Source organism: Lelliottia sp. WB101, from assembly GCF_003051885.1.
Classification (GTDB): domain Bacteria; phylum Pseudomonadota; class Gammaproteobacteria; order Enterobacterales; family Enterobacteriaceae; genus Enterobacter; species Enterobacter nimipressuralis.
Window position 1 is genome coordinate 1,059,410 of sequence record NZ_CP028520.1, and the last position, 18,993, is coordinate 1,078,402.

General features: G+C 56.1%; 14 protein-coding genes. 8 read left to right on the forward strand and 6 right to left on the reverse strand.

Translation table 11 applies throughout. The annotated features are described in order from the left end of the window. Positions 1-193: 193 nt before the first annotated feature. Positions 194-2,371, forward strand: coding sequence for a catalase/peroxidase HPI (gene katG, locus DAI21_RS04980; RefSeq protein WP_100778387.1), 2,178 nt, complete (start codon positions 194-196; stop codon positions 2,369-2,371). 119 nt (positions 2,372-2,490) lie between these two features. Here katG and DAI21_RS04985 read toward each other — a convergent pair whose 3' ends face one another. Genes DAI21_RS04985 through ptsP form a run of 3 tightly spaced genes read right to left on the reverse strand, consistent with a single transcriptional unit; the run spans position 2,491 to position 6,785 of the window. After that, the gene (locus DAI21_RS04985; protein ID WP_107702622.1) at positions 2,491-3,594 is read right to left on the reverse strand and encodes a glycerol dehydrogenase; all 1,104 of its coding nucleotides are present in this window, start codon (positions 3,592-3,594) and stop codon (positions 2,491-2,493) included. Between the two features lie 12 nt (positions 3,595-3,606). Continuing rightward, complete coding sequence (gene fsa, locus DAI21_RS04990) at positions 3,607-4,269, reverse strand: fructose-6-phosphate aldolase (protein WP_107702623.1); 663 nt, start codon at positions 4,267-4,269, stop codon at positions 3,607-3,609. A gap of 14 nt (positions 4,270-4,283) precedes the next feature. Continuing rightward, positions 4,284-6,785 carry a phosphoenolpyruvate--protein phosphotransferase gene (ptsP, locus tag DAI21_RS04995; protein ID WP_107702624.1) on the reverse strand — a complete coding sequence of 834 codons (2,502 nt, stop codon included), beginning with the start codon at positions 6,783-6,785 and terminating at the stop codon, positions 4,284-4,286. Between the two features lie 314 nt (positions 6,786-7,099). On the opposite strand from ptsP, the gene DAI21_RS05000 reads away from it, so the two are divergent. The 5 genes from DAI21_RS05000 to DAI21_RS05020 are packed head-to-tail and all read left to right on the forward strand — an operon-like array spanning position 7,100 to position 12,059. Then, a complete protein-coding gene (locus DAI21_RS05000) occupies positions 7,100-8,179 on the forward strand; it encodes a PTS fructose transporter subunit EIIC (RefSeq protein WP_100778391.1) in 1,080 nt (359 codons plus the stop codon). 14 nt (positions 8,180-8,193) lie between these two features. Then, a complete protein-coding gene (locus tag DAI21_RS05005) occupies positions 8,194-8,514 on the forward strand; it encodes a PTS fructose-like transporter subunit IIB (RefSeq protein WP_100778392.1) in 321 nt (106 codons plus the stop codon). Positions 8,515-8,565: 51 nt separating this feature from the next. Then, positions 8,566-10,860 (forward strand): formate C-acetyltransferase, encoded by a 2,295-nt coding sequence (locus DAI21_RS05010; protein ID WP_107702625.1) that lies wholly within the window; start codon positions 8,566-8,568, stop codon positions 10,858-10,860. Next, on the forward strand, positions 10,826-11,701 hold the full coding sequence (locus tag DAI21_RS05015) for a [formate-C-acetyltransferase]-activating enzyme (RefSeq protein ID WP_107702626.1): 876 nt from the start codon (positions 10,826-10,828) through the stop codon (positions 11,699-11,701). Before DAI21_RS05010 ends, DAI21_RS05015 begins: the two co-directional genes overlap by 35 nt. 1 nt (position 11,702) lies before the next feature. Continuing rightward, a complete protein-coding gene (locus DAI21_RS05020) occupies positions 11,703-12,059 on the forward strand; it encodes a PTS fructose-like transporter subunit IIB (RefSeq protein WP_100778395.1) in 357 nt (118 codons plus the stop codon). On the opposite strand, the gene DAI21_RS05025 is transcribed toward DAI21_RS05020, so the two are convergent. The 3 genes from DAI21_RS05025 to argE form a co-directional block, all read right to left on the reverse strand. Next, positions 12,046-12,894, reverse strand: a complete 849-nt coding sequence (locus DAI21_RS05025) for an AraC family transcriptional regulator (RefSeq protein ID WP_100778396.1) — start codon at positions 12,892-12,894, stop codon at positions 12,046-12,048. The genes DAI21_RS05020 and DAI21_RS05025 overlap by 14 nt on opposite strands. 94 nt (positions 12,895-12,988) lie before the next feature. After that, complete coding sequence (gene ppc / locus DAI21_RS05030) at positions 12,989-15,640, reverse strand: phosphoenolpyruvate carboxylase (protein WP_100778397.1); 2,652 nt, start codon at positions 15,638-15,640, stop codon at positions 12,989-12,991. Between the two features lie 258 nt (positions 15,641-15,898). Beyond that, entirely contained in the window at positions 15,899-17,050 is a 1,152-nt protein-coding gene (argE, locus tag DAI21_RS05035; protein WP_100778398.1) for an acetylornithine deacetylase, read from the reverse strand. Between the two features lie 88 nt (positions 17,051-17,138). Here argE and argC point away from each other — a divergent pair, with 88 nt between their 5' ends. Further along, complete coding sequence (argC, locus tag DAI21_RS05040; RefSeq protein ID WP_107702627.1) at positions 17,139-18,143, forward strand: N-acetyl-gamma-glutamyl-phosphate reductase; 1,005 nt, start codon at positions 17,139-17,141, stop codon at positions 18,141-18,143. Positions 18,144-18,149: 6 nt separating this feature from the next. Beyond that, on the forward strand, positions 18,150-18,926 hold the full coding sequence (argB, locus tag DAI21_RS05045; protein WP_095283929.1) for an acetylglutamate kinase: 777 nt from the start codon (positions 18,150-18,152) through the stop codon (positions 18,924-18,926). Positions 18,927-18,993 lie beyond the last annotated feature (67 nt).

An 18,993-nucleotide genomic window follows, 5' to 3' on the forward strand; every position in this document is an offset into this window, starting at 1 on the left:
CGGAGGGTTTTTTGTTTTCTTCTCCCTCCGCTTTCCCTGCCATATCAACGCCACCGCCTCTGTACACAATAGGCAGATAATTTCTATGGTCAATTAAACGGAAATAACTATCGAATCCGTGCGTTATCTCAACTATACCTTCTAAGCAGAGGTGTATATCTTTAAGCTAAATACTGTAGAGGGAGCATGAGAGATGAGCACAGACGATACCCATAACACGTTATCAACCGGACAGTGCCCTTTTCATAAAGGCGGGCCTGACCAAAGCGCGGGCGCTGGCACGAACAGCCGCGACTGGTGGCCCAAGCAACTTCGCGTCGATCTTTTGAATCAACATTCCAACCGTTCTAACCCGCTGGGTGAAGACTTCGACTACCGCAAAGAATTCAGCAAACTTGATTACTCCGCCCTCAAAGGCGATCTCAAAGCCCTTCTGACCGATTCTCAACCGTGGTGGCCTGCCGACTGGGGCAGCTACGCGGGCCTGTTTATTCGTATGGCATGGCATGGCGCAGGCACCTACCGTTCCGTTGACGGTCGCGGCGGTGCAGGGCGCGGTCAACAGCGTTTTGCACCTTTAAACTCCTGGCCGGACAACGTCAGCCTTGATAAAGCGCGCCGTCTGTTATGGCCGATTAAGCAAAAATACGGACAGAAAATCTCCTGGGCCGACCTGTTTATCCTGGCCGGTAACGTGGCGCTGGAAAACTCCGGCTTCCGTACCTTTGGTTTTGGTGCCGGGCGTGAAGATGTCTGGGAACCGGATCTGGATGTGAACTGGGGTGATGAAAAAACCTGGCTGGCTCATCGTGATCCGGAGGCGCTGGCGAAACGTCCGTTAGCCGCGACTGAAATGGGGCTGATTTACGTCAACCCGGAAGGGCCAAATGCCAGCGGTGAACCGCTGTCTGCGGCGGCGGCTATTCGTGCCACCTTCGGCAACATGGGTATGAACGACGAAGAGACCGTGGCCCTGATCGCGGGCGGTCACACGCTGGGTAAAACTCACGGCGCCGCAGAAGCGACGCATGTTGGCGTTGATCCTGAAGCCGCACCGATTGAATCCCAAGGTTTAGGCTGGGCCAGCACCCATGGCAGCGGCGTGGGCGCTGACGCTATCACTTCCGGTCTGGAAGTGGTCTGGACGCAAACCCCAACTCAGTGGAGCAACTACTTCTTCGAGAACCTGTTCAAATTCGAATGGGTGCAGACGCGCAGTCCGGCAGGCGCAATTCAATTCGAAGCTGTCGACGCGCCAGAGATGATTCCTGATCCGTTCGACCCGTCGAAAAAACGTAAGCCAACCATGCTGGTCACCGACCTGACCCTGCGTATGGACCCGGAATTCGAGAAGATTTCTCGTCGTTTCCTCAACGATCCGCAGGCGTTCAACGAAGCCTTTGCCCGCGCGTGGTTCAAACTGACGCACCGTGATATGGGGCCAAAAGCGCGGTACATCGGTCCGGAAGTCCCGAAAGAAGATCTGATCTGGCAGGACCCGCTGCCGCAGGCATTCTTCCAGCCAACGGCTGCGGACATCGAAAGCCTGAAAGCAGAAATTGCAGCTTCCGGGCTGTCCGTTAGCGAACTGGTGTCGGTTGCCTGGGCGTCCGCTTCCACCTTCCGTGGTGGCGATAAACGCGGGGGTGCCAACGGGGCGCGTCTGGCGCTGGCACCACAGCGTGACTGGGATGTTAACGCCGCTGCAGCGCGCGCGTTGCCAACCCTGGAGGGCATCTATAAGTCTGCTCATAAAGCGTCGCTGGCCGACATCATCGTGCTGGCCGGTGTGGTGGGTGTTGAACAGGCTGCGAAAGCGGCAGGGGTTTACATCACCGTACCGTTCACGCCGGGCCGCGTGGATGCGCGTCAGGATCAGACGGATATCGAAATGTTTGAGCTGCTCAAGCCGGTTGCCGATGGTTTCCGTAACTATCGCGCTCAGCAGGACAGCGCGACGACAGAATCTCTGCTGATCGACAAAGCCCAGCAGCTGACGCTCACTGCGCCAGAAATGACTGCGCTGGTGGGTGGGATGCGTGTTCTGGGGGCCAACTTTGACGGCAGTCAGAACGGCGTCTTCACCGATCGCGTGGGTGTGCTCAGCAACGATTTCTTCGTCAATCTGCTGGATATGAACACTCAATGGAAAGCCACCGATGACTCAAATGAGCTGTTCGCTGGCAGCGATCGTCAAAGCGGAGAGGTGAAATACACCGCAACGCGTGCCGATCTGGTGTTCGGTTCTAACGCGGTTCTGCGTGCACTGGCAGAAGTGTATGCCAGCCAGGATGCCGGTGAGAAGTTCGTGAAGGACTTTGTCGCCGCCTGGGTGAAAGTGATGAATCTGGACCGTTTCGACCTGCTGTAATTCTATAAAGATGAAAATCCCCGCTCTGGCGGGGATTTTTTTATTCTGCGGCGGCTGCGCTTGTGTGCACCTACGCGGTTGATAGGCCGGGTTAGCGCAGTGCCATCCGGCGACAGAAATTATTCCCACTCATGTAAAAAACGCTGCCCGTACTGATCGGCAACCAGCAGTGCTGCGTACACCTGATCCGGCGTCACCCCGCCAGGCATATTGTGAATCGTCTCGCCTTCTGCGCATGACGCTTCTGCCACCAGACGCATTTTGCCCGGAATATCCTCTTTGATATCCAGCTGCGCCAGCGTGATCGGCAATCCGACGCTATGGCACAGCGCGGCCACCGTTTCGATCTCCTCAACCGGGGCATTTTCCAGCACCAGCTGGGTGAGGGTGCCAAACGCGACTTTTTCACCGTGGTAATAGTGGTGCGCATCAGGGATGGCCGTCAGACCGTTGTGGATCGCATGTGCTGCGGCTAATCCGCCGCTCTCAAAGCCGACGCCGCTCAGATAGGTGTTGGCTTCAATCACGCGCTCAAGGGCGGGGGTCACGACATGCTGTTCGGCGGCGAGCATCGCTTTTTCGCCTTCCTGAATAAGCGTGTTGTAGCACAGCTCGGCCAAAGCCAATGCGGCCTGGGTACATTTCCCGCCCGCCATAGTGGTGGCGCCGCTGCGGGAGCAGGCGCGTGCTTCGAACCAGGTTGCCAGCGCATCGCCAATCCCTGCCGCTAGCAGGCGGGCAGGCGCACCGGCCACGACTTTGGTGTCGACGATAACCATGTTCGGGTTGTGCGGCAGCATCAGGTAACGATCGAACTCGCCGCTGTCGGTGTAGATGACTGAAAGGGCGCTGCACGGCGCATCCGTTGAGGCTATGGTCGGAGCGATGGCAACCGGCACATCCATAAAGTGGGCGAGCGCTTTGGCCGTATCCAGCGTCTTCCCGCCGCCAATACCTAAAACGGCCTGGCAATCGGCGCTTTTTGCCAGCTTGCGCAGACGATCAATTTCCGTCTGGGAGCATTCGCCGCCAAATGGCGCGATTTCAACATGCAGTTCAGCATTTTTGAAGCTTTCACGCAGCGTCTCTTCGGCAAAGCCGAGAACGAATTTATCACCGACAACCAGCCAGCGCGCGGCCAGCGGTTTCAGGTAGTCACCAAGGCGGCTGAGAACATCCGCGCCCTGAATGTATTTTCCCGGTGATTGAATGATACGGTCCATAACGTTTCTCCTTTAGAGATTGAGGTTACCAAACGCGTTTTTCCAGTCGTGCTCGAACTTCTCTATTGCTGACTCTACCGCTGGCGTGCCGAGCATTTGTTGCGCTACATCTAAAGGAAGTGTGATCGCCTCACATCCGGCGAGCAGGCAGTCGAGAGCCTGACGCGGCGTTTTGAAGCTGGCGGCCAGCACTTTGCTGTCGGGGACATGCAGTTCCAGCAGGGACTGCAGCTCCTGCACCATGCGAATCCCGTCGCCGCCCTGGGCATCGACGCGGTTAACGTATGGCGCGACATATTTCGCTCCAGCCAGCGCGGCCAATAAACCCTGCGCCGCGCTGTAAACGGCGGTGCCGAGAGTCGTAATACCTTCTTTTTTCAACGCTTTGATTGCGACCAGCCCTTCCGCGGTGACAGGGATTTTGACCACGATATCCGGCAGTACGTTGCTCAGACGTTTGGCTTCGGCCACCATGGTTTCGGCATCACGGCCCATCGTTTGTGCAAACAGGGTGCCCTCCTGCCCGATGGCTTTTTGCAGGCGCGGCAGCACATCCCAGAGAGACTCGCGGCTGGCGGCGACAATGCTGGGATTGGTGGTCACGCCAGCAATCGGAAAAATACGGGCCAGACGTTCAACTTCCGCCACGTTGGCGGTATCAAGATACAGTTCCATGACTCTTCCTCTGTTTACAGTTCTAATTCACGTTGCAGGAGGACCGCGATGGCCTCTTCGGAGCTGGCATTAACCAGCGCGTTGCGGAAATCTTCGTGCATGATGCGGCGCGCCAGACGCGAGAAAATACGCATATGCTGATCGCCCGCGGCGTGTTTGTTGAGGGTCAGCATAATGATGAACTGCGCCTCTTCATCGCCCCACTGGACGGGGGCTTTCAGCCGCGCGACGCTGATGGTGGATTGCTCAATGTGCTCAGATTTGCTGTGCGGAATGGCAAAGCTGAAACCAAGACCGGTCGAGAAAACGGCTTCCCGCGCCCATAAATCGGCTTCCAGCTTGCGCGGATAGCGGCAACGCCCGGCCAGCAGTAGCTTGTCGGTCATGCCCTTCATGACCTCTTCTTTGCTGATCCAGTCGTTATCGAGAGAAATACAGCGCGGCGTGACCAGCGGGGTGTCCTGCTGATTCATACGGAACTGGGCTAACAGATGCTCCACTTCAAGGGACGTGCGGCATGCCATCGCCTGATTGAGTAACTGACGACACGCGCGGCTGTCCAGCTGTGCCAGACGCGCTTTGTTCGCCGGAATCGACGGCGAGCCCATGCTAAGTTCATCCAGCCCCAGCCCGACCAGCAGCGGCAGCACAGAGCCTTTTGCCCCGAGTTCACCGCAAAGACCAATCCATTTCCCCTGACGATGCACGGCCTGCACGGCGAAATCGAGCGCCCGCAGAAATGCCGGATTCAGGCTGTTGTAATGGCGGGTCACTTTGGCATTATCCCTGTCGACCGCCAGCAGGTACTGCGTCAGGTCATTACTGCCAATGCTAAAGAAATCAATCTCTTCACAGCACTGGTCGATGATGAACATCACCGACGGCACTTCCAGCATGATGCCGAGTGGGATTTTCTCCTCAAACGGAATATGTTCGGCACGTAGCTGCTGTTTGGCTTCAGCAAGTTTTTCCTTCACCCACAGGATCTCTTCCATCGAGGAGATCATCGGGATCATGATCTTCAGGCTGCCATGCGCAGACGCGCGAAGGATCGCCCTGAGCTGAGTGGTAAACAGCGCGGAATATTCTTCGTAAATACGGACGGCACGATAGCCGAGGAACGGGTTGTTCTCCGCCGGGATATTCAGATACTCAACGGGTTTATCACCGCCGATATCCATGGTGCGCACAATGATGCTCCGCCCGTTTGCACTTTCCAGAGCCTGACAAAAAATGTTGTATAGCTCGTTTTCACAGGGCGCGCAGGCGCGATCCATGTACAGCATTTCGGTGCGGAACAGGCCTACGCCCTCAGCGCCGTTGCCAAAGGCGGCCTGCGCTTCTGCCGAATGGGCAATGTTGGCGGCAATTTCAATGCGCAAACCATCCGCGGTTCTCGCTTCGCGATCGAGCCAGACGCTCTGTTGTTCGCGGAGCTGCTCCTGCACGGCCTTTTCCTGCTGGTAATAACGGGCAACCGCCTCGCTGGCATTCACCACGATGGCACCGGCATTGCCGTCAATAAACACCGATTGATCGCGCCATGACAGCAGGCTATCGCTGTCGACGCCCACCAGCGTTGGGATGTTAAACGAACGCGCCAGAATCACAGTGTGGGAAGTGGTGCCGCCGCTTTTCAGCAGCAGGCCTTTCAGCAGGGTTTTATCCAGCTCCAGGAACTGGCCCGGCGTGAGGTCGTCTGCCAGACAGACGGACGGTTGCGTCAGCTGACCCGGTGCCGGAAAGCGCTCCTCGCCGTAAATCTGCTGTAAGAGTTGATAGCAGACATCGCGTACGTCCAGTACGCGCTCCTGTAAATAATTGCTGCTGGAGCGCGAAAACTCAGCGCAGAAATGATTTGCCGTGGCGATAACCGCCTGTGCGCAACTTAGCCCCTGATTGACGCCTGCCAGAAGATGCTGACGCAGTGAGGTGTCCGTCGCCAGCGAGCGATGGGCTTCCAGAATGGCGCTTGCGGTGCTGTCGCTATCCAGCGCGCGCAGCTCAATGCTTTTCACCAGCAGCGTCAGACCTTTATCCAGTGAAGATTGTTCTTCCTCCGCGCCTCGGGCGTCAGGGAGTGACGTTAACGCGTTGAGATCGAGCGAAGTCAGCAGTGTAAGCACGCCGCGATCGCTGCCGCTGCATACGGGCAGGGCGCGAAAGAGCGTCGGGTTGAGGCGAGTCAGGGATTCCGGTAACGGGTCTAGGTCGGTGCTAATCGTGGCGGCGAGGGGGGCGTCACAGTGGGGAAACTCCTCTTTTAGCCACTGCGCCAGGCGCTGATAGGCATGCTGTTCATCTGCACCGGTAATCACCAGGCGACAGGCATCACCCGTTAGAGTATCGGTGCCGATCAGGGCGAGCGCGCTTTTGGCATCGCCTTTCCGATCGCTGCGCAGATTGTGCCACTCAATCTGCGAGGTAAAAGTATTGCACAGCGTTTCAACATGACTTGCCGGGCGTGCATGTACGCCATTGGGCAAATCACAGACAAAATCCACAACCTGGGTCATACGCACACTCCTGAAAACCAAAATCACTATTAGTGGAAAGCATACGAGCGCGACGGTGAGACGCGCCATGTGACAAAACTGCCAAACGCTGGACAAATGTAATGTCCGGCGAAAAGTGAGATTTGACTCACAGGTTCACTGTTTTTGCGCTTTTTGAAGGAAGGTGGAAATTTCGAGGCGGATCGCATTTTTCTTTCTGTAATACAAAAATCCAGCAAATGCCCTTTTTGTCCACTGTCAGCCCGCTTTCCGATTGCCTATTGTTGCCACAACATCTTTATGGATATAGGCGAGCGAAAGCCCGGGAGCGACACATGAAAGAGTTGATGCATATTCTCAAGAACACGCGGCAGCATCTGATGACAGGGGTGTCGCACATGATCCCCTTCGTCGTCGCAGGCGGTATTTTGCTGGCCGTTTCGGTCATGCTCTATGGCAAAGGCGCCGTTCCGGACGCGGCCACCGATCCCAATCTGAAAAAACTGTTCGATCTTGGCGTGGCGGGCTTAACGCTGATGGTGCCTTTCCTGGCGGCCTATATCGGTTATTCCATTGCCGAACGCGCGGCACTCGCCCCCTGCGCTATCGCAGCATGGGTCGGTAACAGCTTCGGCGCAGGGTTCTTCGGCGCCATCATCGCCGGGATCCTCGGCGGTATCGTCGTCTTCTACCTGAAAAAACTGCCAGTGCCGAAAGTACTTCGCTCGGTTATGCCGATTTTCATCATCCCTATCATCGGCACCTTTATCACCGCCGGCATCATGATGTGGGGCCTCGGTGAGCCTGTCGGCGCACTCACCACCGGATTAACGCAGTGGCTGCAAGGCATGCAGCAGGGCAGCATCGTGGTACTTGCCGTCATCATGGGGCTCATGCTGGCCTTCGACATGGGCGGCCCTATCAACAAGGTGGCCTACGCGTTCATGCTGATTTGCGTGGCGCAGGGGGTTTATACCGTGGTGGCTATCGCAGCGGTTGGGATCTGCGTACCGCCATTAGGACTGGGGCTGGCGACGCTGATCAACCGCAAGAATTTCAATGCAGAAGAGCGCGAAGCGGGTAAAGCCGCGCTGGTGATGGGCTGCGTGGGTGTGACGGAAGGGGCAATACCTTTTGCCGCTGCCGATCCGCTGCGCGTCATTCCTTCCATCATGCTTGGCTCAGCCTGCGGTGCAGTCACAGCAGCCGTATTTGGCGCGCAATGTTATGCCGGGTGGGGCGGCCTGATTGTGCTGCCTGTAGTGGAAGGCAAGCTCGGGTATATCGCGGCCGTTGCCGTCGGGGCCGTGGTCACGGCGGTCAGCGTTAACGTACTGAAAAGCATTGCGCGTAAGAACGCGAAACAGGTCGAAGAGAAGGAAGACGACCTGGATCTGGATTTCGAAATTAACTGAGTGAGGAAGAAAACATGGCCCGAATTATTGCAGTCACCGCGTGTCCGTCTGGCGTTGCCCACACCTACATGGCCGCCGAAGCGCTGGAAAGCGCCGCTAAAGCCAAAGGTTGGGAAGTCAAAGTCGAAACCCAGGGGTCTATCGGCCTCGAAAACGAACTGACGGCTGAAGACGTCGCCGCAGCGGATATGGTCATCCTGACCAAAGATATCGGCATTAAGTTTGAAGAGCGCTTCGCCGGAAAAACCATTGTGCGCGTCAACATCAGTGATGCGGTCAAACGCGCAGAAGCCATCATGAACAAAATTGATGCCCACCTGGCGCAAACTGCCTGACCTCTTCCCGCCCTTCGGGGCGGGCTTGTTTTCAGTTACTGGAGTTTAATCATGACGAATCGTATTCAGCGCCTGAAAGACGCATTGTTCGCCAGCCCACGCGAAATCTCGCTTGAACGTGCGCTGCTCTACACCGAAAGCCATCAGCAGACGGAAGGCGAACCGGTCATTCTGCGTCGGGCGAAAGCGACGGCGTATATTCTCGACCACGTTGAGATCGCGATTCGTGATGATGAACTGATTGCCGGTAACCGCACGGTGAAACCGCGCGCCGGGATTATGTCGCCCGAAATGGACCCGTACTGGCTGCTGAAAGAGCTGGAGGAGTTCTCCACCCGCCCGCAGGATCGCTTTAATATCAGCGAAGAAGACAAACGCCTCTACCGCGACGTGCTTTATCCGTACTGGGAAAAGCTGTCGATGAAGGACTTCATCAATAGCCAGATGACGGAAGAGGTCAAAGCGGCGGTGAGCACGCAGATTTTCAGCGTTAACCAGACGGATAAAGGCCAGGGGCACATCATCATTGATTACCCGCGTCTGTTGAACAACGGGCTGGGTGCGCTGGTGGCTGAGATGAACGAGCACTGTCAGCGCGAGCCGCAGAATGCATTTTATCAGGCCGCGCTACTGCTTCTTGAAGCCTCGCAGCGCCATATCCTGCGCTACGCGGCGCTGGCGGAAGAGATGGCTGAACACTATGACGAACCGCGTCGGCAGGAGCTGTTGGCCATCGCTGCAAACTCGCGCCACAACGCCCAATACAAGCCAAAAAGCTTCTGGCAGGCGTGTCAGCTGTTCTGGTACATGAACGTCATTTTGCAGTATGAATCTAACGCCAGTTCGCTCTCTATTGGCCGCTTCGATCAGTACATGCTGCCGTTTTATCAGGCCTCGCTGAGCCAGGGCGAAGATGCGGCGTTCCTTAAAGAGTTATTAGAATCTCTGTGGGTGAAATGCAACGACGTGGTGTTGTTGCGCTCGACCAGCAGCGCCCGCTATTTTGCCGGGTTCCCGACGGGCTACACCGCGTTGCTGGGTGGCCTGACGGAAAATGGCCGCAGCGCGGTAAACGTGCTCTCATTCCTCTGCCTCGATGCCTATCAGAGTATCCAGTTACCGCAGCCGAACCTGGGTGTTCGCGTCAATGAGTTTATCGACAGGCCGTTCCTGCTCAAGACGGCGGAAACTATTCGTCTGGGCACCGGTATTCCGCAGATTTTCAATGACGAGGTGGTGGTGCCCGCTTTCCTGAATCGCGGTGTGTCGCTGGAGGATGCGCGCGATTACGCGGTTGTCGGCTGCGTTGAGTTATCGATTCCGGGTAAAACCTACGGTCTGCACGATATCGCCATGTTTAACCTGCTGAAGGTAATGGAAATTGCGATGCAGGAGAACGAAGGTAATACGGCGCTGAGTTATGACGAATTGCTGGAACATATCCGCACCAAAATTAACCACTACATTGCCTTAATGGTCGAAGGCAGCAATATCTGCGACATTGGCCATCGCGACTGGGCACCGGTTCCGCTGCTTTCTTCCTTTATCAGCGACTGTCTTGATAACGGCAAGGACATCACCGAAGGCGGGGCACGGTATAACTTCTCTGGCGTGCAGGGTATTGGGATCGCCAATCTGAGTGATTCGCTTCATGCCTTAAAAGGGCTGGTGTTTGAGCAGCAGCGCTTAAGTTTTGATGAACTGCTGGCGGTACTCAAAGCGAACTTCGCGACGCCCGAGGGGGAAAAGGTCCGTGCGCGGCTTATCCATCGCTTCGAAAAATACGGCAATGATATCGATGAGGTCGACAATATCAGCGCTGAACTCCTGCGCCACTACTGCAAAGAGGTCGAAAAGTATCGTAATCCGCGCGGTGGGCAATTCACGCCGGGTTCCTATACCGTCTCAGCCCACGTGCCGCTCGGCGCTGTTGTCGGAGCCACGCCGGATGGGCGTTTTGCCGGTGAGCAGCTGGCGGACGGCGGCCTGTCGCCGATGCTCGGCCAGGACATGCAGGGCCCGACGGCGGTGCTGAAATCTGTGAGTAAGCTGGATAACTATCTGCTCTCTAATGGCACGCTGCTGAATGTGAAATTCACGCCAGCCACGCTCGAAGGCGACGCAGGGTTACAAAAACTGGCCGATTTCCTGCGTGCATTCACCCAGCTGAAATTACAGCATGTTCAGTTCAACGTGGTGAATGCGGATACGCTTCGCGAAGCGCAACAACGCCCGCAGGATTTTGCCGGGCTGGTGGTCCGCGTCGCCGGGTACAGTGCCTTCTTTGTTGAGCTGTCGAAGGAGATTCAGGATGACATTATCCGCCGTACCGCGCATCAGCTGTGAAATGATAGAAACACGCGCTGACCAGGCGCGTATTTTTAACATCCAGCGCTACTCCCTGAATGATGGGCAGGGCATCCGCACGGTGGTCTTTTTCAAAGGCTGTCCCCACTCCTGCCCGTGGTGCGCGAATCCGGAATCCATCTCGCCAAAGATCGAGACCGTGCGCAGGGAGAGCAAATGTCTGCACTGCGCACCCTGCTTGCGAGATGTTGCCGAATGCCCTTCCGGTGCGTTTGAGCACATTGGTCGCGATGTTACGCTTGAAGAACTTGAACGCGAGGTGATGAAAGATGAGGTCTTCTTTCGCTCCTCCGGCGGCGGAGTGACGCTCTCCGGCGGTGAGGTATTAATGCAGGCGCCTTTTGCCACTCAGCTATTGCAACGGCTGCGTCGGTGGGGAGTTCATACCGCCATTGAAACCGCAGGCGATGCGCCGCTTTCCCGCCTTTTACCCCTGGCGAAGCAGTGCGATGAAGTGCTGTTCGATCTGAAAATCATGGATTCAGACCAGGCGAAAACCGTGATAAATATGAATTTACCGAGGGTGCTGGATAATCTGCTGCGTCTGGTGGAAGAGGGCATCAACGTGATCCCACGCGTGCCGCTCATCCCCGGCTATACGCTGAGTGAGACGAATATGAATCGCGTACTGGCATTTCTGATACCCTCAAAAATACGGCAACTGCATTTGTTGCCCTTCCATCAGTATGGCGAGCCGAAATATCGGCTGCTCGAACACGCGTGGACCATGAGCCAGGTGGCTGTACCGACGGAAGAGGATATCGCCCGGGTGCGACAGATGGCCGAGCGTGCAGGATTTTTGGTAACCGTTGGAGGTTAATATGGCCGCTATCGCGGAACACCGAATTGTCGCAGTGACCGCCTGTGTAAGCGGTGTCGCCCATACTTACATGGCAGCTGAACGGCTGGAAAAGCTCTGTCACCAGGAAAAGTGGAACATTCGAATCGAAACCCAGGGTGCTCTGGGCATTGAATGCGAACTGACAGAAGAGGACATTCGTCAGGCGGAAGTGGTTCTGCTCATTACGGATATTGAACTGGCTGGCGTGGAGCGATTCGAGCAGTGTCGCTATGTGAAATGCGGCATCAATGCGTTCTTACGCGACCCGCAAAAGGTGATGGTTGCCGTCCGTAAACTGCTGTCTGCCCCGCAACATACCCAGCTTATTCTGGATTAACCGACTTTCCGGTGAGCTGACTGTGGTACTGGCGGCGATACTCAGACGGCGAGCGTTCCGTATTTTTGCGGAACAGTCGGCAAAAATAGTTACTGTCAATAAACCCACAGCTGTGTGCGATCTCTTTGACCTTCAAATCATACCCCTTCAGCAACCGGCGAGCATGTTCGAGCCGGGTATGCGTCAGATATTCGTTAAATCCCACCGCGCCTGTCTTCTGGAAAAGATGCGAAAGATAGTTGGGTGAGATGTAGAACGCTTTCGCGACGGATTCACGGGTCAGCGGCGACGCGTAGTGCTCATCAATATAGTCGCGAATGGCGCCAAACAGGGCCTGGCTACGTGAAGCGGTCTGGATCTGGCTGCCGAGCAGGTCGGTGCAATGGCTGAGCAGGCTCAAGGTAATCAGCCTGGCGGTTTGCTGCTCCTGTGGCTGCATCTGCATTTCATGCAATGTTTGCAGCAGGAATGAGCCAATACGCGGGCCTCGGCGTGCAACGTGCTGTTTCGCCAGATTGCGCAGGGCTATGCCATCCCACTGCACCAGACTAAAACCAAGTTGTTGTTTGCCAAACAGAATACTTAAGGCGGTTGCGGGTTGTTGCCATTGCGGCGAGTTCCAGCCGCCCGCCGGAACATATAAGACATCCTGAGCCTGCAAAACTCCGGTCGATACGTCTTTCACGGAGCCTTCCAGCACAATCTCCAGACGTGGGAAATCAACCTGCAGCGCCAGCTCTGGTGCGGGAGTCGCAGGGTTAGCAAAATGCACTTTCCGCAGGGATGCCGGGCCTTCAATCAATTCGGCCAGTATCAGGCTGATATCTTGCTGCATGGCATTTCCTTCCGTGTCGACCAAAGAGAAAACCTTACCTGCAAGCATAAAAAAAGGCCACACATGGTGTGGCCTGATGAGCGTAAAACAGAGATTAGCCCGTGTTACGCATGCCCGCAGCGACGCCCGCGATGGTGACCATCAGCGCTTGTTCCACGCGTGGGTCTGGCTCTTTGCCGGCTTCTTCCGCCTGACGGGAACGGTGCAGCAGTTCTGCCTGCAATACGTTCAGTGGGTCAGTGTAGATGTTGCGCAGCTGGATGGACTCGGCAATCCAGGGTAAATCTTCCATCAGATGCGAGTCGTTGGCGATATCCAGCACGACTTTAATGTCGCCTTCCAGCAGCTCGCGTAGCTCTTTACCCAGGCCCCACAGCTCCGGTTTGACCAGGCGCTGATCGTAGTATTCCGCCAGCCACAGGTCGGCTTTGGAGAATACCATCTCCAGCATGCCCAGACGGGTGGAGAAGAACGGCCAGTCGCGGCACATGGTTTCCAGCTCGCTTTGCTTGCCGTCCTCGACCACTTTTTGCAGCGCCGCACCGGCGCCCAGCCAGGCAGGCAGCATCAGACGGTTTTGCGTCCAGGCGAAGATCCATGGAATGGCGCGCAGAGACTCTACGCCACCGGTTGGGCGGCGTTTCGCAGGACGTGAACCGAGCGGCAGTTTGCCCAGCTCCTGTTCAGGCGTTGCTGAGCGGAAGTACGGGACGAAATCTTTGTTTTCACGCACATAGCCACGGTACAGATCGCAGGAGATATCTGACAGCTCGTCCATGATATGACGCCATGCATCTTTTGGCTCCGGTGGTGGCAGCAGGTTCGCTTCCAGAATCGCGCTGGTGTAGAGCGACAGGCTGCTGATGGTCACTTCCGGCAAGCCATATTTAAAGCGGATCATCTCGCCCTGCTCGGTGACACGCAGGCCGCCTTTCAGGCTGCCCGGCGGCTGCGAAAGCAGTGCCGCGTGCGCTGGTGCGCCGCCGCGACCGATAGAGCCGCCGCGTCCGTGGAACAGCGTTAATTCGATACCCGCTTTTTCGCAGGTTTTGATCAGCGCGTCCTGCGCCTGGTACTGCGCCCAGGAGGCCGCCATTACGCCCGCGTCTTTTGCAGAGTCGGAATAGCCAATCATTACCATCTGTTTGCCCTGAATAAAGCCGCGATACCAGTCGATGTTCAGCAACTGGGTCATCACGTCGTTGGCGTTATTCAGGTCGTCGAGAGTTTCAAACAGTGGAGCCACCGGCAGCGCAAAGCTAATACCGGCTTCTTTTAACAGCAGGTGTACGGCCAGCACGTCGGACGGGGTCTTCGCCATGGAGATCACATAGGCGGCGACAGATCCTTTTGGCGCATCAACGATCGCTTTACAGGTGTTGAGCACTTCGCTGGTCTCTTCGCTCGGCTCCCAGCTGCGCGGGAGAAGAGGGCGTTTTGAGTTCAACTCGCGGATCAGGAAGGCCTGTTTGTCAGCTTCAGACCAGCTTTCGTAGTCGCCAATGCCGAGATAGCGGGTCAGCTCGCCCAGCGCTTCAGTGTGGCGGGTGCTTTCCTGACGCACGTCGATACGTACCAGCGGCACGCCGAAACACTTCACGCGGCGCAGGGTATCGAGCAGCTCGCCGTTGGCGATGATGCCCATTCCGCATGCCTGTAGTGATTTATAGCACGCGTAGAGCGGGTCCCACAGTTGTTCGTTTTGGCTGAGCAGTCCCGCCGGTTTCGGCAGACGCTGGCCTTTCAGGCGCGCTTCCAGCCAGGCTTGGGTCGCCATCAGCTGACTGCGCAGGTTTTTCATCAGGTAACGATACGGCTCGCTGGCGCCCGCTTCGCCGACCAGTTCCAGCAGCTCTGGCGTCGCTTCAACCATCGACAGTTCAGAAATCAGGATTTGAATATCTTTCAGGAACAGGTCGGTGGCTTTCCAGCGGCTCAACAGCAGGACGTGGCGGGTGATTTCAGCGGTGACGTTTGGGTTGCCGTCGCGGTCGCCACCCATCCAGGAGGTGAAGCGCACCGGCACAAAATCCACCGGCAGGCGGTAGCCCAGATTCTCTTCGAGTTGTTCGTTTAGCTCGCGAAGGTAGTTTGGCACACCTTCCCACAGGCTGTTTTCCACGACTGCGAAGCCCCATTTGGCTTCATCAACCGGGCTTGGACGGTACTTACGGATTTCATCCGTGTGCCAGGACTGGGCAATCAGCTGGCGAAGACGACGCATCAGCTGGTTGCGTTCGTAATCGACAATGTCTTTGTTATCAAGCTGCTTCAGGCAGTTGTTCACTTCCACCATTTTGTGGATAAGCGTACGACGGGTGATCTCGGTCGGGTGCGCAGTGAGCACCAGTTCCAGGGAGAGGGATTCCACCGCTTTTTTGATGGTCTCTTCGTTAAGATCGGGCTGGTCTTTGAGTTTTCTGAGCGTGCGGGCAATCACTTCCGGGTTGCTGGCAGCTTCGCCCTTCGGCGAAATACTGTGGTATTGCTCGGCGGTGTTAGCCAGGTTCAGGAACTGGCTGAACGCGCGCGCGACGGGCAGCAGCTCGTCGTTGGACAGGTTCTGCAAGGTGGTGAGCAGCTCCTGGCGGTTCGCTTCATTTCCTGCACGGGAGGATTTGGACAGCTTACGGATGGTTTCAACGCGGTCGAGAATGTTCTCTCCCAGCGCGTCCTTGATGGTATCTCCCAGCACTTTGCCGAGCATACTGACATTACTACGCAACGCGGAATATTGTTCGTTCATAAAAACCCAGTCACCCCATCATTTTTGTTTATGCCCATTCAGAAATCTTTTGGACATTTATTTGTCATCTCCCTTTATAAAGCCACGTAAACCCCCTGCCGTCAATTGCTGCGAAAACGGTTCAGCAAACGAATAAATGTGGGCAATTTACGAAATTTAATTCGCTTCGCGTCAGATAAGAGATGCTTATGAGAATGTGACGAGGATCATGCGTTTTGGTGCCCTCTCCTGGCGGAAGAGGGCACTCAAAAAGAACCGTTAGTGCCAGCAGAAATGATGCACAACCTGGGTAATTAATTCGCGTGTCGGCTTAATAAAGCGGGTTTCCAGGTATTCGTCCGGCTGGTGGGCCTGATTAATGGAACCCGGGCCAAGCACCAGTGTCGGGCACAGCGTCTGGATAAACGGCGCTTCGGTGCAGTAGTTCACCACATCGGTTTGCGCGCCGAGCAGTTTTTCGACCACCTGCACCAGCTGGTGGTCCGGCGGGCATTCGTAGCCAGGGATCGGCGGGTGCAGCTCGGAAATGGTCAGACGGCCCGGCCAGCGCTCGCTCACAGGGGCCAATGCTTCCGTCAGCAGGCCATCCAGATCGCTTAAGGTCATGCCCGGCAGCGGGCGGATATCCATATGCAGTTCGCAGCAAGCGCAGATGCGGTTGGAGGCGTCACCACCGTGCAGACTGCCCAGGTTCAGCGTTGGGTACGGCACGGTAAACGAATCGTGGTGATAGCGCTCTTTCAGGGAATCGCGAAGCTGCATGATACGGCCAATCGCATCATGCATCAGTTCGATGGCGTTGACGCCACGAGCGGGATCGCTGGAGTGGCCGGACTGGCCCATCACGCGTACGGCGGTAGAGATATGGCCTTTGTGGGCGCGAATCGGTTGCAGTGAGGTCGGTTCACCGATAATGGCGCAATCCGGGCGCAGGGCGGTATTCTCCGAAAAATAGCGCGCACCCGCCATGCTGGTCTCTTCATCGGCGGTGGCCAGAATATAGAGCGGCTTTTTCAGGGTTTTCACATCCACGTCACGCAGGGCATCAAGAATAAAGGCGAAGAAGCCTTTCATATCCGCCGTGCCCAGACCGTAGAGCTTGTTGTCGTGCTCGGTCAGGGTGAAGGGATCGCGCGTCCAGCGGCCATCATCAAAGGGGACGGTATCCGTATGTCCGGCCAGCAGCAGGCCGCCAGCACCCTCGCCGGTACTGGCGAGCAGGTTGAATTTATTGCGGGTTCCTGGAACGGGTTGAACTTCCACCTTAAACCCGAGTTCGCTAAACCAGCCAGCCAGTAAATTGATTAAAGACTCATTGCTTTGGTCGAGCGCTTCTTCGGTCGCACTGATAGACGGCGTGGCAATCAGGGCGCGGTAAATCTCGATAAAGGGTGGTAAATTCATTTTCATTGTTGACATACCTTAGGTCGTGATAGTATCAATATTCATGCACTAAATGTGAATAAAAATACACTAACGTTGATCGTAAAGGAACCCGATGTTGAATACGCTGATTGTGGGCGCTAGCGGTTATGCGGGCGCAGAGCTTGTAAGCTACGTGAATCGCCATCCTCATATGACCATAACCGCTTTGACCGTATCAGCGCAAAGCAATGATGCGGGAAAATTAATTTCTGATTTGCATCCGCAGCTTAAGGGAATCGTGGATTTGCCGCTGCAGCCGATGTCCGACATCAGCGAGTTTACCGACGGTGTGGATGTGGTGTTTTTGGCCACCGCCCACGAAGTTAGCCACGACCTGGCACCGCAGTTCCTGGCGGCCGGCTGTGTGGTTTTCGATCTCTCCGGCGCGTTCCGCGTTAACGACAGTGCGTTTTATGAAAAATATTACGGCTTTACTCACCAGCATCCGGATCTGCTTAAAAAAGCGGTTTATGGTCTGGCGGAGTGGAGCGCGGATAAGCTGAAAGAAGCCAATTTGATTGCCGTTCCGGGATGCTATCCAACGGCGGCGCAGCTTTCTCTTAAACCTTTGATCGACGCGGGTCTGCTGGATCTCAATCAGTGGCCTGTGATCAACGCCACCAGTGGCGTCAGCGGTGCCGGGCGTAAGGCGGCCATTTCCAACAGCTTCTGCGAAGTGAGCCTGCAGCCGTATGGCGTGTTCAACCACCGTCATCACCCGGAAATCACTACACACCTGGGCGCGGAAGTGATTTTCACCCCGCATCTGGGCAACTTCCCGCGCGGGATTCTGGAAACCATCACCTGCCGTCTGAAACCGGGCGTGACCAAAGATCAGGTAGCCGAAGCCTTTAACCAGGCTTATGCCGATAAACCGTTGGTGCGTCTGTATGACAAAGGTGTCCCGGCGCTGAAAAACGTGGTCGGCCTGCCGTTCTGCGATATCGGTTTTGCCGTTCAGGGCGAGCACCTGATCGTGGTGGCTGCAGAAGATAACCTTCTCAAAGGCGCTGCCGCCCAGGCGGTGCAGTGCGCAAACATTCGTTTTGGCTTCGCCGAAACGCAGTCTCTTATTTAAGGTGTGATGATGAATCCATTAATTATCAAACTCGGCGGTGTACTGCTGGACAGCGAAGAAGCGCTGGAGCGTCTGTTTACTGCACTGGTGAACTATCGTGAATCACACCAACGTCCGCTGGTGATTGTACACGGCGGCGGCTGCGTGGTGGATGAGCTGATGAAAGGGCTGAATCTGCCGGTGAAAAAGAAAAACGGCCTGCGTGTGACGCCTGCCGATCAGATCGACATTATTACCGGCGCGCTGGCGGGAACCGCAAACAAAACGCTGCTGGCGTGGGCAAAGAAACACCATATCGCCTCCGTGGGTCTGTATCTGGGCGACGGTGATAGCGTAAATGTGACCCAGCTCGACGAAGAACTGGGCCATGTTGGACTGGCGCAGCCGGGTTCACCTAAGCTGATTAACACTCTGCTGGAGGGCGGTTTCCTGCCGGTTGTGAGCTCTATCGGGGTGACCGAAGAGGGTCAACTGATGAACGTGAATGCCGACCAGGCGGCCACGGCGCTGGCGGCGACGCTGGGCGCGGATCTGATTCTGCTCTCCGATGTGAGCGGGATTCTGGATGGAAAAGGCCAGCGCATTGCCGAGATGACGGCAGCGAAGGCCGAGCAGTTGATCGACCAGGGCATTATTACCGACGGCATGATTGTGAAGGTGAATGCCGCGCTGGATGCCGCTCGCACTTTGGGTCGCCCGGTCGATATCGCCTCGTGGCGTCACGCGGAACAATTGCCCGCGCTGTTTAACGGCACGCCGATTGGTACACGTATTCTGGCCTAATATTTTGTGCATGTAAGTACAGCGTTATCGGGTAAAAAAAGAGTATTGATGATTGCAGGTCGGGTAA